The following is a 25518-nucleotide window of genomic DNA, read 5'->3' as shown; positions in this document are numbered from 1 at the left end:
TGATGATCAAAAAAGTAAAGAGCAGTATGGAAATTAAAAGTGGATTTGTTCCTGCCGTAAGGATGATGAATAATCCTGATGGAACAAGCAGGTTTGAAAAAGGAAAAATTCCCACTTTGAAACCGATGAATACCGCCTCTTTCTGGATAAGTACAATAACGGAGGAGTGGGAGAAAAATATTCATCCTGCTCCAAGAAGACAATATGTGGTGACCTTAAAAGGAAGTATCTTATTTACCGTAAGTGATGGTTCTACGTTTCTTATTGAGCCGGGAATTATTCTTCTGGCGGAAGATACTAAGGGAGAAGGGCATACCTGGGATATCATAGAAGGAAAGGAATGGGAAAGGTTATACATTCCCATGGCTGAAAATGCTGATGATTTTTTTATCCCGGATTTTGAATAGGAGATACTACATAAAAAAGCAGTCAAAACTGACTGCTTTTTTTATTTATAAACCTGTTATATAGTTAATTAGCTGAATTTCTTGAAAATCAGAGTTGCATTGTGCCCTCCGAAACCGAAAGCATTACTCAATGCATACGTGATATCCTTTTCTTTAGCTTCATTAAATACAATATTCACATCCTTTGGAATGCTTTCATCAGTCTTATGAAGGTTAATTGTAGGCGGGATGATTCCGTTTTGAATTGCTTTTATAGAAAGAATGGCTTCAGCTGCACCGGCTGCCCCCAATAGATGACCTGTCATAGATTTAGTGGCACTGATATCAAGGTTTTTACTTCCTTTGAAAAGTTTGTTGATCGCCTTTAGCTCAACCAGATCTCCAAGCGGGGTTGAGGTTGCGTGTGGATTGATATAATCAATGTCTTCGGTATTTATTCCGGCCTCATCAAGAGCAAGCTGCATTGCTTTAATAGCAGAAGTTCCTTCCGGATGAGGTGCCGTCATATGATAAGCATCTGCTGTCATAGCAGCTCCTACCAGTTCGGCATAAATTTTTGCGCCTCTGCTTTTTGCATGTTCATACTCTTCAAGAACCAGAGCGCCTGCACCTTCTCCCATTACGAAACCATCTCTGTCTGCATCATACGGCCGGCTTGCAGTTGCAAAATCATCGTTTCTTACAGACATTGCTTTCATAATAGAAAATCCCCCGATTGAAGCGGGTGTAATGGCTGCTTCCGAACCACCGCTGATAATTACTTTTGCCTTTCCGAGGCGGATATAGTTAAAAGCATCCATTAGTGCAGTATTTCCTGTAGCACATGCAGAAACGGTGGTATAATTAATTCCCTGCAGGCCATATTTCATAGAAATCATTCCCGAAGCCATATTGGCAATAAATTTTGGAACGAAAAACGGATTGAAGCGGGGTGTTCCTTCACCGGTATAAAATTCTGCCACTTCATTTTCAAAAGTATACATTCCACCTTGTCCGGTTCCCCAGATTACTCCGGTATCAAAAGGATCCATATTTCCCAGATCCAATCCGGAATCCTGGATGGCTTCCGCAGATGAATACATGGCATATTGTGAAAAAAGATCGCTTCTTTTTATTTCATTGTGTGTTAAATGTACTTTAGGATCAAAATCTTTTACCTCACAGGCAAAATGCACTTTGAATTTTTCAGTATCAAAATGTTTGATTAATCCTGCTCCGCTCACTCCGTTGATACTGTTTTTCCAGAAATCTTCAACATTGTTTCCCAACGGGGTTACTGCACCCAGTCCTGTAATGACAACTCTTTTCATACTAGTTATTAATTTTAAATAAATTAGAGGTTCCTCTGGCAATTAATCTCGTTTTATCTGCGTTCCATATTTCACATTGAGCATTGACAAATTGCTTTCCTCTTTTAATAATTTTCGTTTCAGCTACAATATTATCATTTTCTTTTGCAGTTGAAAAATAATCGATCACATTATTAATGGTTGTTATGAAAGAATTTTCGTTCAGAGAAAACATGGTGGCACCAATGATGTCATCCACAATAGCAGCCGTTACACCGCCGTGAAGATTTCCGACCGGGTTCAGCCATTCAGCTCTTACGGTATATTGGAATTCCAGCTGTCCTTCTTCAACGGATACCACGATAGGGTTGAGCCATTTCATAAACGGTGACGGAGACTGATCAAATTCTTTTCCGATAAATTGTTTTAATTGTTCTAATCTATCCATATTTTGTTTTCTTATTTTTCTATAATCATTGTCACTCCCTGTCCTCTGGCTGCACAAATGGAAATAAATCCTTTTCCGCTTCCTTTTTCATTGAGGAGCTTGGCGAGTGTGGCAATAATTCTTCCGCCTGTTGCTGCGAACGGATGAGCTGCGGCTAAACTTCCGCCTTTTACATTCAGTTTATTACGGTCTATTTTTCCAAGCGCTTTTTCAAGTCCGAATTTTTTAGCCAGGTCATCATTTTCCCAGATTTTAAGGGTTGCTAAAACCTGTGCTGCAAAAGCTTCATGAATTTCATAATAGTCAAAATCCTCAAGGTTCATTCCTGCTTTTTTAAGCATTCTTTCAGCAGCAAAAACCGGAGCCAGGAGTAAATTCTGTCTGTTTTCAACATATTCTATTCCGGCCAGCTCTGAAAATGTGATATAAGCCAGAACAGGAAGATTATTGGCTTTTGCCCAGTCTTCACTTGCAAGCAAAACAGCAGAAGCTCCATCAGTAAACGGTGTGGAATTCCCAGCTGTTAAAGTTCCGTTTTGTTTATCAAAAGCCGGTTTTAGCTGGGCTAATTTTTCAAGACTTGTGTCACGGCGTAAATTATTGTCTTTATCCAAGCCGAAAGCAGGGGTAATCATATCATCGAAAAAACCTTCGTCATAAGCTTTTGCCATATTCTGGTGACTTTTAAAAGCAAGCTCATCCTGGTCCTTGCGTGAAATCTGGTAATATTTTGCTGTGATTTCCGTATGTTCACCCATCACAAGGCCGGTTTTAGGTTCCTGTCCTTTGTAAGGTATAGGCATCCAGTCTTTCAGTTTCGGGCTTAGCAATTGCTTTAATTTTCCGAAAGCAGATTTTTCTTTATTGGCTTTCAGTAAGGCTTTTCTTAACCTTGCGGAAGATTCAAAAGGAATATTGCTCATGGCTTCCACACCGCAGGCAATACCACTTTCTATTTGTCCGAGAGCAATTTTATTTCCGATATAAATGGCAGCTTCAATTCCTGTGTCACATGCCTGCTGGATATCGCATGCAGGAGTAGCCGGATCCAGGGTTGTATTCATCACGGTTTCACGGATGAGGTTGCTTTCGGAAATATGCTTAATAACCGCTCCGCCGGCAACTTCACCCAGAAGTTTTCCTTTTAGGTGATAACGGCTTATTAATCCATTCAGCGCTGAAAGAAGCAGATCCTGATTGCCTGCATCTGCATAAGCGGTATTGAATCTTGCAAAAGGAATTCTGTTGTATCCTACAATTGCTACTCTTTTTGTTTCCATAAGGTTAAATTTTGGATGGAATAGTTTTAAGTTCCTGATCGATACTGAGTAAGATTCTGTCCAGTGCCTGGCTCAGGTATTTTTCATCACCGGTTGTTTTGGAGAGTAAGATTCCGCCTTCAATCAGCATGATATATAATGAAGCGTATTCGTCTGCATCCAGTTCTTTTTTTATTTCATGATTTTCCTGTCCCTGAACAATCACTTTGGAAATTTTTTTGATCCAGTTTTCAAAAGATCTGGTCACCTGGTTTTTTAACCGTGGAAAAGTATCATCAGCTTCAGTTGCAGCATTCATTAAAGGACATCCGCCATTGGAAAAAACGGTTCTCCAACTCTTTCGGTAGAAGGCTACAAAAGCCTGTAATTTATTTATTGCAGTGGGGAATTGATCACCCAGTGAATGGGACATACTTTTACTCAGCAAACCTGAATTATATTTATAGGCCTCAAGGGCAACCTCGTCCTTATTCTCAAAGTTTCCGTAAATGCTTCCCTTCGTTAATCCCGTTGCTTCCGTAATGTCAGAAAGCGACGTTGAAATATAGCCTTTGGTATTAAACAAAGGGGCTGTTTTCTCAATAATGAATTGTTTGGTCTTTTCTGCTTTTGACATGATCGTGAAATATTGGCAAAGATACAAAAATATACCGAATGGTATATTTGTTTGAAAAATTAAGCCTGATAGCCATAAAAAGGTTTCAGACTTAATTTTTCTAGGGTGGAAAATTAACTTTATCAGGCTAAAGTAGCATTCAATGTAATTTCAAAATTGAAAGCTGCACTCACAGGGCATCCTTCTTCTGCTATTTTAGCATATTTCTGAAACTCTTCCTCAGAAATTCCCGGAACTTTTGCGGTTAAGGTTAATTCTGATTTTGTGATTTTTCCGATATTTGGATCCAAAGTAATCACTGAAGTTGTTTTTAATTCTTCCGGAGTAAAACCGGCCTGAGATAATTCAGCGCTTAACTTCATGGTGAAGCATCCTGCATGGGCAGCGGCTAATAATTCTTCAGGGTTGGTTCCCACACCATCTGCAAAACGGCTGTTGAAAGAATATTGGGTCTGGTTTAAAGTTGTACTTTGTGTAGTGATATGTCCGTTTCCTTCTTTGATGTTACCGTTCCAAACGGCTGTTGCGTTACGTCTCATAATGTTTGTTTTTTATTGTTTAATAGATTTGATTTTGATGTTACAAAGATAGGGTGGTTACTTACCGGAATAAATAGATAAAAGGGACTAAGTATTGTACTTTTTTCCCGGAGAGTAGTTTTTTTTGAAATTAGCAGGAGTGCTTCCCACTTTATTGGTGAAAAGGCGGTTAAAATATGCCGGATCTTCATATCCGAGATCATAGGCGATTTCTTTCACCGGTTTGTCGGTATAAAAAAGAAGTCTTTTAGCTTCCAGTAAAATTCTGTTGATGATAAGCTGATTGGGAGATTCAAGATGCAGACTTTTAAACTTATGGGTAAGTGTTTTAGGAGCTATACGGAGCAATTCCGCATAATCTGCCACATTGTGTTTTTCTCTGAAATGAATTTCCAGATTTCTGCTGAAGTCCCTGAAAATATCAAGCTCATTATTGGGAATATTCACCGTTTCGGTCTGCAGATTCTGTTTTTTCCATTTCCGGGTAGCATGAATGATAATCTGTTTTAAATAGGTTCTTATCATTTCTTCACCGGAAGATTCTTTCCATTCAAGCTCATGTTGTATATTGCTGAATAAACTTCTGATTGTAATTTCTTCGGAAGAATTAAGCTCTACTTTCGGAATTTCGAATACATTATGAAAAAGCAGCCCATCGCAGGCAACTTCTTTGTCATGAATCTGTATACAGTAAAAGTCCCTGTTATAATGGAGAAGGACAGATTCATCAGCATTTCCCTTTTTCACATCCAGATATTGATTGGTCAGAAAAAAAAGGGTAGGAGTTTCTGTTTTATAATAATTGAAGTCTACCCTTAATTCATATCCGGGCGGCACAAAAAAAATTTTGATTTCAGAATTGAATTTATTTTCTTTCAGGTGGTCTAAATTCTCTTCGGAAAAAATACCAAGTCCAAACCTTTTGTAGTTGTCCTCAAAAATAAGATTGTGTAGCTGCATGAATAAACTTAAAGAATAAAGATACAAAAAAGGAGAAATGGGGATATTAAATAATTGAATGCTATTGAAATTTTTAACAAAAAGACTGGAAAGTTTTCAATAACAGGTGTAATTAATATTCTATATAAAAGAAAAAACTAAGAATAAAATTTATATATTTCCATTTCTGCTATGGTATGAATGTATAAAGATTTGCATTTGTGCTATAATTTAATTTTCTTTAAAAAAATAAAAGGCTAAATGAGCAGTTTGGAAAATATTTTGAGAGAAATAACTCCTTTATCTCCTGAAGACAGTTTTCTTGTATTTGACCGGATAAAAACCTCATTTGATTTCCCCTATCATTATCACCCGGAAATTGAGATCAATTTTGTCTATAAAGGAAAAGGATACCGCCGGATGATTGGAGACCACACCGGGGAGATCGGAAATATAGAGCTGGTATTGGTGGGCCCCAACCTGCCGCACTGCTGGGCAAATTATAAGTGTAAAAACAGAAAAACACATGAGATCACGGTGCAGTTTAACCAGGATTTTTTTAACCAGTCACTGATGCAAAAAAATATTCTGAAGCCCATCAATAATCTGATCAAAGATTCAATCCGGGGAATTTTGTTTTCCCAGGAAACTGCTGAAAAGCTATTGGAATCTTTTCTCAACCTGTCAAAGATGAATAGTTTTGAATCTTTCATTGAAATCATGAAAATCCTTAACGAATTGGCCATTGCTGAAGACAAGACATTTTTATCGTCCTACAGCATAGAGCTGGAAACATTTGTTGATAATGATAAAATGAAGGTTGTTCATGATTTTGTCCATAAAAATTTTGAAAATAAAATAACACTGGATGATGTGGCATCACTGGTCAATATGAGCAATGTGACCTTCAACAGATTCATCAAAAAAAGAACAGGCAAGACATTTGTGAATTATCTTAATGAAATAAGAATCGGATACGCCGCCCGCTGGCTGATGGAAAAGAACCTTACCGTTTTCGAGATCGCTTTTGAAGCCGGCTTTAATAATATTGCCAATTTCAATAAGGTTTTCAAATCCATAAAAAAAACAACTCCTACTGAATTTAAAGAACAGTTCAAAGAGGTGAAAAAAATAGAATAATGTTTTTCCGGGCTTAAAAAAAGGGAGTACATATTTTCAAAATCCTGGCGTCATTGTCAGGATTTTTCTTTTAAATTAAGATAAAATCAGCGATAATCTGGAAAAAATGGCAGAAAAATTACAATGAAAACTTTATTCTAAAAATAGTGTATGGTGTTGTAAATCAGTCTAAAATTGTATTTTGGAAAAAACATCAGAAAAAATAATATCGTTTTATGATAAAATAGTATTATATCCGGGTGGGTACAAAAATTAGATTTGCTAATATGAATTAAATCTTAACAAAACTTTAATTATTTAATGCGAATAAAAACATAATATTTGGAAGAAAAATGAACAAAATATGTTTAAAAGCTGAAAAATAATATTTAAAGCAATTTAATTGAATTCTCAAATAAACCTTAACTAAACTAACTTATGAGAAAAACTGTTATTCCAATTTTATTAGCTTTTCCTTTGTTTGGGTATGCGCAGGATACAAAGTCTGCCGACACGACTAAGACAGTTAATATCCAGGAGGTTGTTGTTACTTCTTTGGGTATCAAAAGACAGGCGCGTTCTTTGACATACTCCAGCCAGCAGATTGGAGGGGATGATCTTACTGAAGTGAAAACTCCCAATCTTTTAAACTCTATCAACGGAAAAGTATCCAATGTGCAGATCAATAAAACCAACGGAGGTGTCGGTGGATCGGTAAGAGTGGTGATGAGGGGAGATAAATCTACCAGAAACAGCCAGCCGCTGTATGTAATTGATGGGATTCCTATCATCAATAATACAGGAGTCACGGGTACAGAAGGTCCGAAAGTAGATTATTTTGCATCGATGCCTGATACAGGAGATGTACTGAGTACCATTAATCCTGAAGATATCGAGAGTATCAACTTTCTGAAAGGAGCTTCAGCTGCTGCTTTATATGGAGCGCAGGGGAGTAATGGTGCCATACTTATTACAACCAAAAAAGGAACTGTTGGAAGAAGTAGCCTTTCTTATACTTCAAGTTTGACATTTGATAAGGTTTATGGCCTTCCAGAACTTCAGCACAGTTATCTTCAAACAACACCTTATGATCCGGCTAACGGAAATACAGGATCCTATGACAGCTGGGGAGCGAAGGGCTCTTCTAAAGATTATACTAAAGATTTTTTTCAAACGGGAGCTACATGGATTAACAGTGTGAGTTTTCAGGCAGGTAATGAAAAAACAACTAATTTTTTCTCTTTAGGAAATACAACCAATAAAGGGATCATTCCTACTTCTTACTTAGATCAATATAACGTAAACTACAGAACGACAAGTAAATTTCTGAATGATAAACTTGTTCTGGATGCGAATGTGATGGCCTCTTTACAAAATTCAAAAAACAGATTGTCACCTGGATCATATTTTTCTCCTATTACCAATCTGTATTGGTTGCCGAGAGGAGTAGATTTTGATCAGTTTGCTCAGAATTATTCTTACTTTGAAAAGTCGAGGTATCTGGATGCGCAAAACTGGTGGGCAGTAAAACCAAATGGAGAATTTGCAGATAGTGAAACTCAGAATCCATATTGGATATTGAATAAAAACCCGGTAATAACAAAAAATAAAAATTTATACGGATCTGCAGCATTAAGCTATACGATCAATAGTTGGTTAACGGCTAAAGTCAGGGGTAATTATAACTATTTTAGTTCAGATTCTCAAAGAAATGTGGCGGCATATTCTCAGCCAACTGTTTTGGGGTTAGAAACTAAGATTAGTAATGGGAAAATTTATAAAAACACAATTGAGAAGACAACTACATACGGCGATTTCTTATTAATAGGTAATCCCAAAATTAATGATGACATCAGCTTGGATTTCACTTTAGGAACCAGTATTTCTGATCTGAAATATAGTATTACAAATATCGAAAACAATAGGCTTTTTGTTGCCAATTTATTTACCCTTAATAATTTAGATTGGGGAAATCAGCAAGGGGAGGGAGTTTTTGGTAATGGAAGAAGCTATACGATTACAAACCCACACAGACAGGACCAATCTGTATTTGCAAGCGCAAGCTTTGGATATAAAAGCAAAGTATATCTTGATCTTACATTCAGAAATGACTGGTCTTCAACCTTAGCCGGAACGGGTAATAACGGTATTGATTATGAATCGATAGGAGCGAATGGAATTTTGACAGAAATTTTCAGCCTTCCACAAGCTATTTCTTTCTGGAAAGTGAGAGCATCTTATGCTACAGTGGGAAATGCATTGGATCCTACCTCTACCATGCCACAGCCTGAATTTAATGGCGGGGTTATCACAGGGTTTTATTCTTCTGCTCCTGTAAGTAATGAAATGTTTAGAGATTTATATCCAAAACCCGAATTCAACAGAACCTTTGAGGCCGGAACAGAATTAAGAATGTTCCATAATAAATTATCTTTTGATTTTACCTTTTATAATTCTGTGGTTAGTAATCAATACCTGAAGGGGGTTGACGCAGCCACCAATTTTGGAGTACAATCTGGTAAAGTGGATATTAATGCAGGTAAAATTCAGAACATAGGTTTTGAATCAAGTTTATCATACAAAATTTTTAATAGCGAAAAATTTGGATGGACTACCACTTTTAATGCTTCAGCCAATAAAAACAGGATAAAAGAACTCTTGCCTCTTAAATACTACCCGGATCCGGATAAGCTCTTTGTATTGACTGGAGGTGGCTTCAATATGTTAAAGGTTGGAGGCTCGTTTGGTGATCTCTATGGTACCGTATTTAAAAGAGATTCTGAGGGAAGAATAATTGTAGGAGCTAATGGAGTTCCACTCGTTGACAGTGATAAAAGAAAACAGTATCTTGGAAATCCCAATCCAAAATTTATGCTGGGTCTTAATAATAATTTTTCTATAGGAAGGCTTGATATAAGCTTCCTTGTAGACGGGAGGTTTGGAGGCCAGGTTTTAGGGTTTACCCAATCGGTTAATGATGGTTTGGGGGTAAGCCAGGCATCGGCAGATGCCAGAGATGCTGGCGGGGTTTCTATTCCCAATGCAGTATATGAGAATGGTACTCCTTATACGGGCTTAACAGATGCTGAAGATTATTATAAGTCAGTAGGTGGAAGAGATGGTATAAACGAAGCTTATATTTACAAAGCTACTGCCGTTAGATTAAGACAGGCTTCCATTTCTTATACACTCAAAACAAATTCAAAAATTTTTAAAGATGCTACCGTAAGCATTATCGGAACTAACTTATTCTTCTTCTACAAGGATGCCCCTTTCGACCCGGAACAAGTATCGGGTGTAAATCCTGGTGGGGTAGGTGTTGATATGTTTGGAACACCGATTACGCGTTCTTTAGGTGTCTCCTTAAAAGCAAACTTCTAATCTTCTGAAATATGAAAAAAATAAATTCTAAAATAGTTATCTTGAGCATGGTAGCTGCTTTATTTGCAGGCAGCTGTACCAAAGACTTTGAAGATATAAATTCACAATATAGTGGTATTACCGACGAACAGTTACTTGCCGATTTTGTGGCTCTTACCAATCCGATGAAACAGATGCAGAAGAACCTTCAGAATCCTACAAACTGGATATATCAGCTACAAACTAACTTAAATGCTGATATGTACAGTGGTCTGTTCAGTACAGCTACTCCTTACAACAGCGGAAAAAATAATACTACTTATTTCATGATGGATGGTTGGAATGAAAGGATAATGATGAACCAGCTTGAAGATGTAAATCAGCAGTATAAAAATTTCTTTGCACAGTCAGAAGAAAAATATCCGGGAGTAGATTTCTCTCAATCCAAAGCTATTCTTATGATTTTAAGAGTAATTGCAACTCAGAAAGTCTCAGATGCTCACGGACCTGTAATTTATAGCAAGTTTCAATCTCCCGATTCAAACGGGGTTACTGATTTTGATTCACAGCAAGATGCCTACAACTATTTTGTTGCAGACCTTAATAAAGCGATTCAGGCTTTTGCCGGAACACCAACCATAGAAGATAAAACAGTAATACAAAAATCTGATGTTGTATTTTCTGGAAATACAGCAAACTGGGCCAGGCTTGCCAATACACTTAAACTGAGACTTGCCATGAGAATCAGCTATGCAGACCCTGTAAAATCCAAGCAATATGCGGAAGAAGCGCTTTCTTCCCCGGTAGGTTTAATTGAAGATAACTCACAGAATGCATTGGTAAGTTACGGTGGAGCTTCCCCATTAAATGATATTATCTATTCCTGGGGAGACTGTAAAATCGGAGCACCGTTAATGGCATTTATGAACGGATATAATGATCCGAGAATTTCAGCTTATGCGAAACCTGCTACAGATCCTACGGTATTTGGAAAATACATTGGAGTAAGGCAAGGTGTTGATCTGGGAGGAAGTAAAGACCGGTACGGAGATTTCTCTCAGCCAATTGCTGCTGCGGCAACAGGTGATTATTTTTCATCAAGCAACGGTAAAAATAAGATATGTACAGCAGCAGAAACCTGGTTCCTGAAAGCTGAAGCTGCTCTCAGAGGGTATGCAGGGGCAGGAGATGCCGGTGTAAATTACAACAAAGGCATCCAAATGTCATTGGCAGAATGGGGAAAAAGTGCAGGCTATGATACTTATGTGGCAGATGCGGTTTCTACCGAAGCTCCGTATATTGACCCTAAAGTCCCTTCAAATAGTATTTTAGCGGGAGATCCGATGTTAAGTACAATTACAATCAAATGGAACGCCGGGGATTCTTTCGAAAAGAAATTAGAAAGGATTATAACTCAGAAGTGGATCGCCATTTATCCTGACGGATCTGAAGCCTGGGCAGAGCAAAGAAGGACAGGTTATCCGGTTATTTTCAAAAATATTATTAATGACAGTCAGGGAACGATCAGTACCAATGCGATGATCAGGAGAATTCCAATTCCAACCAAATATAGAAACAATACGCTTAATTATCCACAGGCTGTACAATATCTCGGCGGACCGGATACAGGAGCCACAAAACTTTGGTGGGATAAAAAACCATAATATTAAAGTACAGAGGCCGTCTCAAACGATAGATATCCATTGATATTTTCATTCCAAGATATAAAAATCTACGTATTTTTTATTTTTCACAATGTTTCGTTTAAACCGGAATGAAACTTTTGAGATGTCCTCTTTCTTTATCATCTATAATTTTAATATGGGAAAAAACAATTCCGGAGCTCATCTGATAAAACCGATTTTCTGGATCTCAACATTATATTTTGCGATGGGAATGCCCTTTGTAACAATTAATGCAGTCTCCGGAATCATGTATAAAGACATGGGAGTTTCGGATACAAAGATTACTTTCTGGACAGGGCTTATTATGCTTTCCTGGACCTTGAAACCTCTTTGGAGCCCATTTCTCGAAATCTATAAAACAAAGAAATTTTTTGTCGTTTTTACCCAGTTTGCCATAGGATTTCTGTTTGCTTTAATAGCATTAAGCCTTCCCCTGGGTGATTTTTTCAGGTACAGCATTGCTCTTTTTGCCGTCATTGCATTTTTTGGAGCAACCCATGATATTGCTGCAGACGGGACCTATATCCATTTTCTGACAAACAAAGAACAGGCAAAATATATAGGATGGCAGGGGGCTTTTTATAACCTGGCTAAAATTATCAGCAGTGGAATTCTGGTGTATTTCGCCGGTATTCTGGAAAAAAAGAATGGAGTGACCAATGCATGGATGATCATTATGGGAATTTATGCAGTACTATTTTTCATAGTAGCGGTTTATCACTATTTTTTCTTACCAAAAGAAAACAAACAGGAAAGACAGACAGAGGGGAAAACTGCAGGGAATGTCCGTAAAGAGCTGCTTGAAGTGATTACTTCTTTCTTTACAAAACGAAATATCATATGGTCTGTATTGTTCATTATTCTATACCGTTTTGCAGAAGGATTTGCCATAAAAATTGCTCCTTTGTTTTTTAAAGCTCCGAGAACTTCCGGAGGATTAGGGCTGTCTACTTCAGATATCGGGCTTATTTATGGAACATACGGTTCGGCCGCATTTATTTTAGGATCAGTGTTGGCGGGTTATTTAATCTCTTTCCGGGGATTGAAAAAGTCATTGATCTGGTTGTGTTGTACATTTAATATCCCATTTGTAGTGTATGCATTATTAGCACATTACCAGCCTGTCGATCTGCTTCCTGTAGGAGCTGCAGTTGTAATCGAATATTTCGGATACGGTTTTGGTTTTGTGGGACTTACATTGTATATGATGCAGCAGATTGCTCCGGGAAAGCACAAAACAGCCCATTATGCTTTTGCAACCGGTATTATGAACCTCGGGGTAATGATTCCCGGGATGTTCAGCGGAATGATCAGCGACTGGATAGGATACAAAATGTTCTTTATCTGGGTAATGATCGCGGCGATCCCGGCATTCATCATCAGTGCGCTGGTTCCTTTTCCATATCCGGAAAAACTAAAAGATCAGTAAATCAATCATTTAATTTTAAATAAAAAAGTAAAAATATTTTATGACATCTCAATCAGTAATGATCCCTTGGCAGGATCGTCCGAAAGACTGCCACGATATTATGTGGCGTTTCTCTGAAAATCCGATTATCAACAGATACGCAATACCTACCTCCAACAGTATTTTCAACAGTGCGGTTGTTCCTTTTGAGGATGGGTTTGCAGGCGTTTTCCGGTGTGATAACAAAGCGGTACAAATGAATATTTTTGCAGGATTCAGTAAGGATGCGATCAATTGGAATATCAACCATGATCCTATTGAAATGCAGGCCGGAAATACCGAAATGATCGAATCTGATTATAAATATGATCCGCGCGTTACTTTTATAGAAGACCGCTACTGGATCACATGGTGCAACGGATATAACGGGCCAACCATCGGGATTGGCTATACTTTTGATTTTAAAGAATTCTTTCAGTGTGAAAATGCTTTTCTTCCCTTCAACAGAAACGGAGTTCTTTTTCCTGAAAAAATCAACGGGAAATATGCCATGCTGAGCCGTCCGAGTGATAACGGGCATACCCCTTTCGGAGATATCTATATCAGTTACAGCCCTGATATGAAATACTGGGGCGAACATCGTTGTGTAATGAAAGTGACACCATTTGAAGACAGCGCATGGCAATGTACAAAAATAGGAGCAGGACCTGTCCCTATCAAAACAAACGAAGGATGGCTGCTTTTCTATCATGGAGTGATCAACACATGCAGAGGTTTCCGGTATTCTATGGGAGCAGCACTGCTTGATCTTGAAGACCCTTCAAAAGTATTATACCGTACAAAACCATACTTGCTGGCTCCGGCAGAGCTTTATGAGCTTACAGGAGACATTCCTAATGTGATCTTCCCTTGTGCTGCATTATCAGAAGATAATAAAGTGGCCGTTTACTATGGTGCTGCCGATACGGTGGTGGCTGTTGCATTTGGATATATTTCAGAAATTATTGATTTTATGAAAAAAAATTCAATTTAAACTGACTTCTAAGTTCCTGGAAATGATGATAAACACTATTTTTCTTATTTATAGCATCATTGTTATGATTTTTATATTTTTAAATAAACTCTTATCTTAAAAAAAAATTGCGATCTCCTTATTATGAAAAAAGAACTGTTTATATATTTTTTGATCACTTTGCTTTCCCATACTGCGAATGCCCAGCAAAATAAGAATGATGTTCTTTCATGGGTAGACCCGTTTATAGGAACCGGAGGACATGGTCATACATTTCCGGGAGCTACAACACCATTCGGGATGATACAGCTCAGCCCGGACCAGAATACCAAAAGTGGTGACTGGGACTGGTGCTCGGGGTACCATTACAGCAGCAAGACCATCATGGGGTTCAGTCATAACCATCTTAGCGGAACCGGTTGGGCAGACCTTGGAGATATTCTGGTAATGCCTACCGTGGGAGATGTAAAAATGCTTCCGGGTTCAGAAGATAAGCCTGAGACAGGTTACCGTTCAAAATTCAGCCACGAAAGAGAAACGGCATCGCCGGGATATTATTCGGTTATGCTGGACAGTTATGGGATCAAGGCCGAGCTGACAGCTTCCCCGAGAGTGGGATTTCATAAATATACCTTCCCAAAAAGTGAGGAATCTAATATCATTATTGATCCTACCAATAAAATTTTCGGAAATGTTTATCATACTCTTGTAAGTATAGAAGGAAACAACAAGATCAAAGGATACTGTTACAGCACAGGTTGGGGTGGGAAAAGATTTGCCTATTTTGTCATGGAGTTTTCAAAACCATTTAAATCCTACGGGGTTTATTCGGAAGGGAAAATAAAAAACAATGAAAAAATTGCTATTGCCAAAGATGCCAAAGCATTTGTAAGATTCTCTACCCGACAGGATGAAAGCATCGAAGTAAAAGTTTCCCTGTCTCCGGTAAGTATAAAAGGGGCACAGGAAAATTTTAATGCTGAAGCTAAAAATATGGATTTTGCAAAAGCTAAAGAGGCTGCACAAAATACATGGCGGGATCTTATCAGCAGGTTTCAGGTAACAGGAGGTACCGATGACCAGAGAAAAATTTTCTATACAGGAGTGTATCATACTTTCATTGCACCCAATCTTTATATGGATATCAACGGTGACTATGTTGCTGCTGAAGAAAATATGAACACCAAATGGTTTACCAATTACAGCACCTATTCTTACTGGGACGGTTTCCGTGCGACACATCCGCTGCTGACGATCATGGATCAGAAACATACGAGAGAATTTGCCAACTCACTGATCAGCAGGTATACAGACCGGAAAGATCATATGCCGATCTGGGAGCTTTGCGGATATGATAATTTCTGTATGTTGGGGTATCACAGTGTATCGGTTATCTGGGATGCTATTTCCAAAGGGATTCCCGGAATTGATCCTGAAAAAGCATTTGCTGCCATGAAAGATGCTTCTCTGACAGATAAAATGAGCAGCAGCGATGGTGGTGGCGGTCTTAACGATTATATCAAACTGGGCTACACACCGTCAGAAAACGGAGCTTCCGTTTCGGCAACTCTGGAATATTCATATGACGACTGGTGCATTCAGCAGCTGGCAGAAAAATTGGGTAAAAAAGAAGAAGCTGAGGTTTATAAAAAACGTTCTATGAGCTTCCTCAACACATTCAATAAAGAGAATAACCATTTCTGGCCAAAACAGAAAAACGGTAAATTCCTGGCTGATTTCACATTAAATGACTGGAAAAAGCTTCAGCCTCATTGGGTTTCCGGGAATATCTGGGCTTATGATTTCTTCGTTCCCCATCAGATCGATGAAATGATGAGCCTTTATGGAGGGAAGAAAAGATTTGAAGAAAAACTGGATAAAACTTTTACCGAAGCCCTTAAAATGGAAGGCGAGCAGCATGTTGATATTTCAGGATTCATCGGGGCTTTAGGATTTGGTGATGAGCCGGGACATCATGTTCCTTATCTTTACAATTATGCAGATGCACCTTACAAGACCCAGAAGATGGTAAAATTCATCCGCGACAATATGTACACAACAAAACCTGATGGAATTGTGAATAATGAAGACTGCGGGCAAATGTCGGCATGGTACATCTTTTCATCATTAGGATTTTATCCGGTTACGCCAGGTAAGCCTGTGTATGCCATTGGTGCACCACAATTTCCGAAAGTATCTTTGAAGCTGGAAAACGGAAAAACCTTTACCGTTATTGCAGATAAGATATCCGATAAAAATATTTACGTTCAGAACATCTTTCTGAATGGTAAAGAATTTAAAAGCTGGGAACTTAATCACAGCGATATTATGAATGGTGGAGAGCTGAGATTCGTCATGGGAAGTAAACCTGCAAAATAAAATTAATAGAAAAAGAATAACGAAATAAAAGTATCAATGGAAAGGAGAAAATTTATAAAAACAAGTGCAATGGCAGGAGCAGGTTTACTGTTTAGTCAGAATGTTTTCGCAAAAAGTTTCAGCATAGAAGAATTTCCTGTTGTTCGTGTACCGAAAGATAAAAGGCATTTTGCCAGTGAAGCAGTAGATGGTGCCATATCAGCCTTCAAAAAGAAAGTTAAAAATAAAGAACTGGCATGGCTTTTTGAGAACTGTTTTCCAAACACCTTAGATACTACTGTTTTTTATAAAGAAACCAACGGAATACCGGATACTTATGTGATTACGGGAGATATCGATGCGATGTGGCTTCGTGACAGTTCTGCACAGGTTTTCCCCTATCTTCAGTTTTCAAAAAAAGACGAAAAGCTGCATAAGCTTATCTCAGGCGTTATCCATAAGCAGACGGAATTTATCCTGAAAGATCCTTATGCCAACGCATTTTATAACGATATTAATAAAATAAGCGAGTGGAAAGAGTTTGATCACACCGATATGAAACCCGGCATCCATGAAAGAAAGTGGGAAATCGATTCCCTGTGTTATCCTATTCGTTTAGCTTATCATTTCTGGAAGACGGCAGGTGATACAAAACCTTTTGATAATAATTGGCTGCAGGGTATTAAACTTACTTTACAGACCTTTACAGAACAGCAGAGAAAAACCGGCTTGGGACCCTATAAATTCGAACGTACAACAGCCTGGGCTACCGATGGAATTCCGATGGGCGGCTATGGCTATCCTACGAATCCGGTTGGGCTTATCCATTCCATGTTTCGTCCAAGTGATGATGCTACAATTTATGCATTTTTGATTCCTTCCAATTTATTTGCCGTTGTAAGCCTGCGTCAGGCTGCAGAAATGGTTTCGCAGATAAAAAATGAAAAAGCTCTGGCCCAACAATTAAACAACCTTGCTGATGAGGTGGATGCAGCCGTTAAAAAATATGGAATCTACAACCACCCTGAACACGGGAAAATATATGCTTTTGAAACCAACGGATTCGGAAGCTACAACCTGATGGATGATGCCAACTGCCCGAGTTTACTGGGATTGCCTTACCTTGATGCTGTAAAGCCCGATGATCCGGTTTATCTCAATACCAGAAAATACATCTGGTCAAAAGATAATCCGTTCTTTTTCAAAGGCAAACTGGCAGAAGGAATCGGCGGACCTCATATCGGGCTCGATATGATCTGGCCGATGAGTATCATTATGAAAGCCCTCACTACCAATGACAAAAGTGAAATAAAATGGTGTATAGAAACCTTGCAGAAGACCCACGGCGGAACAGGCTTTATGCATGAATCTTTTCACAAGGATGATGATGAAAAATTTACCAGGGTATGGTTTGCATGGGCCAACACCTTATTCGGTGAGTTATTATGGAAAACCTATAATGAAAACCCGGATTTATTGACCTAGAATCAGCATTTTATAACAACATTCCCACAGATAAAAACTCTTGAAAATGGAAAGTGCTAAAATTTTTACACCGGTGGAGCAGTCTTTTTTAAATGAGGTTCCGAGAAATAATAAAGCCAATGTGCCCTATATTGTAGTAGATAATTTTCCTAATCTGGGAATGCTTACAGCACTGCGTTTTCTGGAATGGGTGTATGAAAATCCGAAAGGGGTAATCAGTCTTCCCACCGGAAAAACCCCGGAATATTTTATTTTCTGGACCAGACATATTCTTGAAAACTGGGAAAAAGAAAATATAAAAGAGCTCAGAAAAAAGCACCATTTATTATTTAAAGAAAAACCGGCGCTGGCAGATCTTCATTTTGTTCAGATTGATGAGTTTTATCCCATAAAGTCATCTCAGGCCAACAGTTTTTATCATTACGTCAGCAAATATTATATTGAAGGCCTGGGTCTGAAACGCGAAAATGCCCTGCTGATCAACTGTGACGAAATTCCTTTGGCAGATGGTAAAGGCTTTGAAGAAATTTTCCCCGATAACAAAGTAAACCTTGAGTTAAGATACCGGGAAGCACAGAACCCATTGGAAAAGCTTCAGAAAGAATCCATTTTCCTTATTGATAACTGGTGTTCAGACTATGAACAAAAGATTCGGGAATTGGGAGGAATCGGGTTTTTCCTTGGAGGTATCGGCCCGGATGGGCATATTGCATTCAATATCAAAGGTTCAGATCCGTATTCCACAACACGCTTAACTTCTACCAATTTTGAAACACAGGCTGTTGCGGCCGGAGATCTGGGTGGAATTGAAATTTCAAAAGAACGCCTGGTGATCACTATTGGCCTGGAAACCATTATCTACAATAAAAATGCTGTAGCCATTATTTTTGCAGCAGGTGAAGCAAAAGCACTCGTAATAAAAAATGCACTGGAGCTGTCGCCTTCCAATCTGTACCCCGCTTCTGTCCTTACTCATCTTCCCAATGGCAGATTCTATCTTACCATGGGTGCAGCAGGCATGCTGAATGATTTTGTTGATGATTATTACCGTTCAGGCAGCTGGTCTCAGGAAAAAACGGATAAGGCAGTGATGTCTCTGACCCAGAAGCTTAACAAGTACGCAGAACACCTCACTGTGGATGATCTCAGAGAAGATAAATATACCAGATTAATTCCCGGCCTTGATGAAAATACGGTTCAGTCAGTCATAGATTCCATTAAAAGTAAAATAAAAAAAGGAACGGAGCGGCTCGGGAATGAAGTTTTCTACCATACAGGTCCGCATCATGATGATATTTCTCTAGGGCTTTTACCCTACATTCATTATCAGTCCCGTAATGAAACGAACGAGTCCCATTACTCGGTTCTTACCTCAGGATTCACGGCTGTTACCAATAAATTTTTAATAAAAATTCTCCATAATGTCCTTTCTTTTATAGAAAAAGGAGAAATCGAAATGCTTGAATATCCGGATTTCTTTGAAGCAGGATATAAAAATAAAAAAGATAAGGATGTTTATCATTATCTTATCAATATTGCTTCCGGGAATGCTGATGAAAGATCAAGAGCTGTTTCCCATAGAATGGTAAGGAATATTGTTGAGCTATGGAACCTGAAAAGCAAGCTCAGCTTAAAGGAAAAAATCAATGAAATCATTACTGCCATCAACTCCAGTTATGACGGTCAGAATCCCGAACCGAAGATTCAGACTTTGAAAGGTATGATCCGTGAATACGAAGAAGAGCTGGTGTGGGCACATTTTGGAGTAAAAACAAAAAATGTTCAGCATTTGAGGCTGGGTTTCTACACCGGAGCCATTTTCACAGAAAAGCCGAACAGGGAAAGAGATGTTATTCCCATCCTGCAGCAATTGAGAACTATCAGCCCAACGGTAATAAGCCTGGCCTTCGATCCTGAAGGAAGTGGCCCGGATACCCATTATAAGGTTCTGCAGGCTATTGCTGAGGCGGTACGTGAATGGGGTAAGGAGAAAGACCTTTCAGATCTTAAAATCTGGGGCTACAGAAATGTCTGGTATCAGTTTAATGCAGCAGATGTTACCCATATTTTTCCGGTGTCGCTTAATGCGATGAGTACAATGGATGAAAGCTTTACCAACAGCTATATGAGCCAGGTAGATGCCTCATTTCCAAGCTACCGTTATAATGGGAAGTTCAGTCATCTTTCAATACAGACCTGGGTAGAGCAGCTGAAGGCAGTCCAGCTGATATTAGGAAAACCTTATTTCTATGACAATGAAAGTCCGCGTCTCCGGGCAACCCATGGACTGCTTTTCTTCAAAGAAATGAATGTGGAAGAATTCCTGCAGTCTGCACGGGAACTGGAAAAATCTACGGAAGGAACATTCTGATTTTAGGTAAGGCAGTTTATAAGTGAAATAATGAAGAAAATACAAAATATTGTAGGAATAGATATCGGTGGATCGCATATCACCATGGCTCAGGTACATCCTGAAAACCGTGAAATCATTGCTTCAACCTACGTAAGGGAACATGTTGATTCTTTCGAACCCAAGGAAGCTATTTTTTCTGCGTGGGTTTCCGCAATAGAAAAAGTTACTCATGATCTGGTCAGAGAAGGTCTTTTAATTGGTATCGCCATGCCTGGCCCTTTTGATTACGAAAAAGGAATTTCTTTGATGCAGCAGGGGAAATTTATTGATATCTATCAGATTAATATTAAAGAAGAATTAGCGAAAAGACTTTCTGTTTCGGCAGACCAGATTCATTTTATAAATGATGCAGCTGCCTTTCTTGAGGGCGAGGTTTTCGGTGGTTGTGCACAGGGATTCAAGCGAATTTTTGGGGTTACTCTGGGAACCGGGCTAGGGACAACTTTTTATAATGGTAAAGTGGCTGCAGACGAAGATCTATGGGATTCTCCTTTCAGAGATTCTATTTGTGAAGATTATCTGGCGACCCGTTGGTTTGTAAATTCTTATCAACAGATAACCGGAGAAGAAATATCAGGAACTAAAGAATTGTTAAGCAAGTCTCAGGAAATACAATCCAGAATATTTGACGAATATGCAGATGCTTTCGCTGAATTTATTGTGAAATATGTCAGAAATTATAATCCTGAAGTTTTAGTGATTGGCGGAAATATTGCAAAGGCTTTTCCTTATTTTAAAGGAAAATTTAATGAAAATTTAGCAAAAAATAATATTAACTTGCCTGTCAGAATTTCTGATATTTTTGAAGATGCCGCTATCTTAGGTGCTGCCAGCTATGCACTGAAGAAAGCCTGAATAAATTAACAAAATGATACAATGAAGTCTCTATTTTCAACTTTTTTTCTTTTATTGAATATCTGGGTTTTCAGCCAGAATATATCCCCGGCAGACTACGTGAATCCGTTAATGGGAACCCAGTCTAAACCGTCTCTGTCCAACGGAAATACCTATCCTGCAATCGGGCTCCCGTGGGGAATGAACATCTGGACACCGCAGACCGGTAGAATGGGGGACGGATGGGCCTACACCTATGATGCAGATAAGATAAAAGGATTTAAACAAACCCATCAGCCCTCCCCATGGATGAATGATTATGGGGCTTTCGCCATAATGCCGGGCGTGGGAAAACTGAAATTTAAGGAAGATGACCGTGCAAGTTGGTTCAGCCATAAAGCGGAAATCGCAAAACCCTATTACTACAGCGTTTATTTAGCTGATATCAACGTAACAACTGAATTTACACCAACCGAAAGAGCTGCTTTTTTCAAATTTGATTTTCCAAAAACAGACAGTGCCTATGTGGTGATTGATGCTTTAAACAAAGGCTCTTACATCAAAATTCTTCCGAAAGAAAGAAAGATCCTGGGCTACACCACCAAGTATTCCAGAGGGAAATATGAAAACTTTAAAAACTATTTCATCATCCAGTTTGATAAAGACTTTGACCTGACAACAACATGGAAGGATGATCAATTCATAAAAGGTCAATTGGAAATTACAAGCGATCATGCAGGAGCAGTAGTTGGTTTTAAACTGAAAAATAAAGAAGCGGTGTATGCAAAAGTCGCTTCATCATTCATTAGTTTTGAGCAGGCTGAGCTGAACCTGAAAAGAGAGATTGCAGACAAAAATTTTGAGCAGATAAAAGCAGATGCAAAAGACACCTGGAATAAAACGCTGGGGAAAATTGAAGTAAAAGGAGGGACTGACCAGCAGATGAGAACATTTTATTCTTCTTTGTACAGAACATTATTTTTCCCTCAGAAACTATATGAAATAGACTCTCAGAATAAAATAAAACACTGGAGTCCTTACAACGGGAAAATACTTGACGGGAAAATGTTTGCCGGAACAGGCTTCTGGGATACCTTTCGTGCATTATATCCTTTCCTTAACCTGGTTTACCCGGGTATCAATGTTGAAATGCAGGAAGGCTTGGCAAATACATTCAAAGAAGGAGGTTTCCTACCTGAATGGAGCAGCCCCGGATATTCAGATATCATGATCGGAAACAATTCCGCTTCCGTAGTAGCAGATGCTTATATAAAAGGTTTGCGGGGCTATGACGTTGAAACACTTTGGCAGGCGGTAAAACACGGTGCTACTAATGAAGGCCCGATGGATGCGGTTGGTCGTAGAGGAGTAGAATATTACAATACTCTGGGCTATGTTCCGTATGATGTAAAAATCAACGAAAATGCGGCCAGAACTTTAGAATATGCCTACGACGATTTTGCTATTTATCAGTTAGGAAAAGCTTTGGGAAAACCGGCATCGGAAATTGATATTTATAAAAAAAGAGCTTACAACTATAAAAACGTATTTGATCCGGAAACTGGCCTGATGCGTGGTAAAAACAGGGACGGAAAATTTCAGACACCTTTTAATCCTTTCAAATGGGGTGATGCTTTTACAGAAGGAAACAGCTGGCATTATACATGGTCGGTTTTCCAGGATATTGAAGGGCTTTCTAAGCTAATGGGCGGAAAAAAGAAATTTGAAGCTAAACTGGATGAGGTATTCTCGCTTCCACCGGTTTTTGATGACAGCTATTATGGAAGCGTAATCCATGAGATCCGCGAAATGCAGATCATGAATATGGGACAGTATGCCCATGGGAATCAGCCTATTCAGCATATGATTTATTTATACAATTATGCGGGAGCTCCATATAAAACACAGTACTGGACAAGGCAGGTGATGGATAAATTGTATATGGCAACGCCCGACGGCTATTGTGGAGATGAAGATAATGGGCAGACTTCTGCATGGTATATATTTTCAGCTTTAGGATTTTATCCGGTAACGCCGGCAACAGACCAGTATGTTTTGGGAGCACCGTTATTTAAAGAAGCGATCATTCACCTGGAAAATGGAAAAAAAATTGAAATAAAGGCACCGGAAAACAGTGCTGATAATCTGTATGTAAAATCATTGAACATAAATCTTCAGCCCTATTCTAAAAACTGGCTGAGCCATAAAGAGCTGATGAAAGGAGCTGTTCTGGAATTCAAAATGGATAATAAGCCTAATAAAGAAAGAGGTTCACAGGAAAAAGATTTCCCATATTCAATGTCAAAAGAATAATTATAAAAAAATAACATTAGTATTACAACCGTATGAGTGCAGAAAAAAAAGAAATATTTGAAAAAGTAGAAGGAATGTTGAAAAGCAAGGGTTTTAATCTGGCAGCAAAAGATGATACAAGGCCTTGGGGTGGTTTTTTTGTCATTGATGAAAATCAGGCACAGGATTTTGCCAACCAGTACTTTGATGGTATTGATGTGGAAAGCCTGAAAATAGGTGGAAAGCTGAGTCCAAAGGTTCTTCTTGTTGCACCCAATGCAAGGCTTAGCTGGCAGTATCATCACCGAAGAGCTGAGATCTGGCAGGTTGTTGAAGGTACTGTGGGCATCAAAACCAGTAATACCGATGAAGAAGGAGAGTTGAAAGAATACAGGCCCAAAGATCAGATCAAGCTTCAGCAGGGTGAAAGACACCGTCTGATCGGTTTACAAGACTGGGGTGTAGTTGCTGAGATCTGGCAGCATACAGATGCCGCAAACCCGTCAGATGAAGATGACATCGTCAGAGTACAGGATGATTTCGGAAGATAATTTTAAATAGGTATATTCATCTGTCCGCAAATTCTCCGGGTCGAGAATTTGCGGACAGAGTTTTTTAACGGCTGATAGTATGAAAAAAAGTATTTTATGTTTTTGTATAAGTATCCTGCTTATGGTTATGACCAGAGGGCAGGAATTCTCATCACCCAAAGGGACATTAAAACTGAATTTTAAAATCGAAAGAGAAGGCGCTCCCTATTATTCCTTGAATTATAAAGATAAAACCATATTAAAAGACAGTAAGCTGGGATTTATCCTGAAGCCTTCTTATTCTTACTTTTCCGGATTTAAAGTAGAGAATATTGAATATGCATCTTTTAACGAAAGCTGGAAACCGGTTTGGGGACCCAACAAAAAGGTTGTAAACCATTATAATGAAATGCTCGTACACCTGGTACAGGACAAAACCGGCTGGAAACTTGATATAAGATTCAGGCTTTTTGATGATGGTCTGGGTTTCAGATATGAATTTCCGGTTCAGGCAGATTTGAGGCATTTTACCATAAAGGACGAAATGACAGGCTTTAATTTAGGACAGGATTATAAAGCCTTCTGGATTCCGGCGGATTATGATACCAATGAATTTCCTGTGACCACGTCTAAATTATCTGAAATCTCCAAATTAATTGATGAGGTCAGAAAAGAGCCTTTAGCAGCAAAAGCACCAAGTGCTACTCTTGCTGTGCAAACCCCACTGATGTTGAAATCTAAAGATGGGATCTATATTAATATTCACGAAGCTGCCTTAATCAATTTTCCGGCGATGACGCTTAATCTTGATGAGAAAAATTTAATCCTGTCTTCTAACTTAACACCTGATAAAAATGGAGACCGAGGATTTATCCAGACAGGTTCTGTAAGCCCATGGCGTACAATGATTATCAGTGATAATGCGCGGGATATTTTATCCTCCAATCTTATTGTTAACCTGAATGAGCCAAGCAAAATAGGAGATACATCATGGATAAAACCAACCAAATATATTGGTGTCTGGTGGGAATATTTTACAGGTGGTGGCTCTACATGGGCATATTCTGACAATCAGGATATCAGGATTGGTGAAACAGATTATAAAACTTTAAAACCTAATGGAAGACATGGAGCCCATACAAAGCATGTAAAAGAATATATTGATTTTGCAGCAGAAAACGGGTTTGATGCCGTTTTGGTAGAAGGTTGGAACGAAGGTTGGGAAGACAATCAGGCCTACAGGAAAGAACATATTTACAGCTTCACCAAAGCATACCCGGATTTCAATGTAAAAGAGCTTCAGGCCTATGCAAAAAGTAAAAATGTAAAAATCATCATGCACCACGAAACAACGTCTTCTGCGGTTGATTATGAACGGCAGCTTAAAGATGCCTTTCAGTTTATGAATGATAATGGTTATGATGCAGTCAAAACAGGATACGTAGGACCGATTATTCCCCGAAGTGAATACCACGACAGCCAGTGGATGGTAAATCATTACAGG

General features: G+C 38.7%; 19 protein-coding genes. 13 read left to right on the top strand and 6 right to left on the bottom strand.

Going from position 1 to position 25518, the window contains the following annotated elements:
* Positions 1 to 26 precede the first annotated feature (26 nt).
* Complete coding sequence (locus PMI13_RS01845; RefSeq protein WP_034669761.1) at positions 27 to 407, top strand: cupin domain-containing protein; 381 nt, start codon at positions 27 to 29, stop codon at positions 405 to 407.
* A 68-nt stretch (positions 408 to 475) separates the two neighbouring features.
* Here the strand turns inward: PMI13_RS01845 and fabF are convergent, their stop codons facing one another.
* The 6 genes from fabF to PMI13_RS01815 form a co-directional block, all read right to left on the bottom strand.
* Positions 476 to 1717, bottom strand: a complete 1242-nt coding sequence (gene fabF, locus PMI13_RS01840; RefSeq protein WP_007840073.1) for a beta-ketoacyl-ACP synthase II — start codon at positions 1715 to 1717, stop codon at positions 476 to 478.
* A 1-nt stretch (position 1718) separates the two neighbouring features.
* Positions 1719 to 2144, bottom strand: coding sequence for a PaaI family thioesterase (locus PMI13_RS01835; protein WP_007840072.1), 426 nt, complete (start codon positions 2142 to 2144; stop codon positions 1719 to 1721).
* 11 nt (positions 2145 to 2155) lie between these two features.
* Entirely contained in the window at positions 2156 to 3424 is a 1269-nt protein-coding gene (locus PMI13_RS01830) for an acetyl-CoA C-acetyltransferase (protein WP_007840071.1), read from the bottom strand.
* 4 nt (positions 3425 to 3428) lie between these two features.
* Entirely contained in the window at positions 3429 to 4040 is a 612-nt protein-coding gene (locus PMI13_RS01825; RefSeq protein ID WP_007840069.1) for a TetR/AcrR family transcriptional regulator, read from the bottom strand.
* A 122-nt stretch (positions 4041 to 4162) separates the two neighbouring features.
* Positions 4163 to 4579: an OsmC family protein gene (locus PMI13_RS01820; RefSeq protein WP_007840067.1), complete on the bottom strand. Its 417-nt coding sequence runs from the start codon at positions 4577 to 4579 to the stop codon at positions 4163 to 4165.
* Positions 4580 to 4666: 87 nt separating this feature from the next.
* A complete protein-coding gene (locus PMI13_RS01815; protein WP_007840065.1) occupies positions 4667 to 5539 on the bottom strand; it encodes a helix-turn-helix domain-containing protein in 873 nt (290 codons plus the stop codon).
* A gap of 240 nt (positions 5540 to 5779) precedes the next feature.
* Here PMI13_RS01815 and PMI13_RS01810 point away from each other — a divergent pair, with 240 nt between their 5' ends.
* From PMI13_RS01810 to PMI13_RS01755, 12 genes are all read left to right on the top strand, one after another.
* The gene (locus PMI13_RS01810; protein ID WP_007840063.1) at positions 5780 to 6658 is read left to right on the top strand and encodes an AraC family transcriptional regulator; all 879 of its coding nucleotides are present in this window, start codon (positions 5780 to 5782) and stop codon (positions 6656 to 6658) included.
* A 417-nt stretch (positions 6659 to 7075) separates the two neighbouring features.
* A complete protein-coding gene (locus PMI13_RS01805; RefSeq protein ID WP_007840061.1) occupies positions 7076 to 10018 on the top strand; it encodes a SusC/RagA family TonB-linked outer membrane protein in 2943 nt (980 codons plus the stop codon).
* Positions 10019 to 10029: 11 nt separating this feature from the next.
* A complete protein-coding gene (locus tag PMI13_RS01800; protein ID WP_007840059.1) occupies positions 10030 to 11661 on the top strand; it encodes a SusD/RagB family nutrient-binding outer membrane lipoprotein in 1632 nt (543 codons plus the stop codon).
* Positions 11662 to 11818: 157 nt separating this feature from the next.
* On the top strand, positions 11819 to 13111 hold the full coding sequence (locus tag PMI13_RS01795) for an MFS transporter (protein ID WP_007840058.1): 1293 nt from the start codon (positions 11819 to 11821) through the stop codon (positions 13109 to 13111).
* Between the two features lie 40 nt (positions 13112 to 13151).
* Positions 13152 to 14123 (top strand): glycoside hydrolase family 130 protein, encoded by a 972-nt coding sequence (locus tag PMI13_RS01790; RefSeq protein WP_007840056.1) that lies wholly within the window; start codon positions 13152 to 13154, stop codon positions 14121 to 14123.
* A 123-nt stretch (positions 14124 to 14246) separates the two neighbouring features.
* Positions 14247 to 16481: a GH92 family glycosyl hydrolase gene (locus PMI13_RS01785; RefSeq protein ID WP_007840050.1), complete on the top strand. Its 2235-nt coding sequence runs from the start codon at positions 14247 to 14249 to the stop codon at positions 16479 to 16481.
* A 36-nt stretch (positions 16482 to 16517) separates the two neighbouring features.
* Positions 16518 to 17945 carry a glycoside hydrolase family 125 protein gene (locus PMI13_RS01780; protein ID WP_007840048.1) on the top strand — a complete coding sequence of 476 codons (1428 nt, stop codon included), beginning with the start codon at positions 16518 to 16520 and terminating at the stop codon, positions 17943 to 17945.
* 46 nt (positions 17946 to 17991) lie between these two features.
* Positions 17992 to 20316, top strand: coding sequence for a hypothetical protein (locus PMI13_RS01775; RefSeq protein ID WP_007840047.1), 2325 nt, complete (start codon positions 17992 to 17994; stop codon positions 20314 to 20316).
* Positions 20317 to 20346: 30 nt separating this feature from the next.
* Positions 20347 to 21213, top strand: a complete 867-nt coding sequence (locus PMI13_RS01770) for an ROK family protein (protein WP_007840045.1) — start codon at positions 20347 to 20349, stop codon at positions 21211 to 21213.
* 21 nt (positions 21214 to 21234) lie between these two features.
* Entirely contained in the window at positions 21235 to 23505 is a 2271-nt protein-coding gene (locus tag PMI13_RS01765; protein WP_007840044.1) for a GH92 family glycosyl hydrolase, read from the top strand.
* A 32-nt stretch (positions 23506 to 23537) separates the two neighbouring features.
* Positions 23538 to 24035: a cupin domain-containing protein gene (locus PMI13_RS01760; RefSeq protein WP_007840033.1), complete on the top strand. Its 498-nt coding sequence runs from the start codon at positions 23538 to 23540 to the stop codon at positions 24033 to 24035.
* A 79-nt stretch (positions 24036 to 24114) separates the two neighbouring features.
* The coding region (locus PMI13_RS01755) for a glycoside hydrolase family 97 N-terminal domain-containing protein (protein ID WP_039889167.1) at positions 24115 to 25518 on the top strand (1404 nt) is incomplete at its 3' end.

Origin of the sequence: Chryseobacterium populi (assembly GCF_000282115.1) — a bacterium.
GTDB lineage: Bacteria > Bacteroidota > Bacteroidia > Flavobacteriales > Weeksellaceae > Chryseobacterium > Chryseobacterium populi.
Note: the sequence above shows the minus strand (reverse complement) of the source record. Positions and strands in the feature narration are given on the sequence as shown.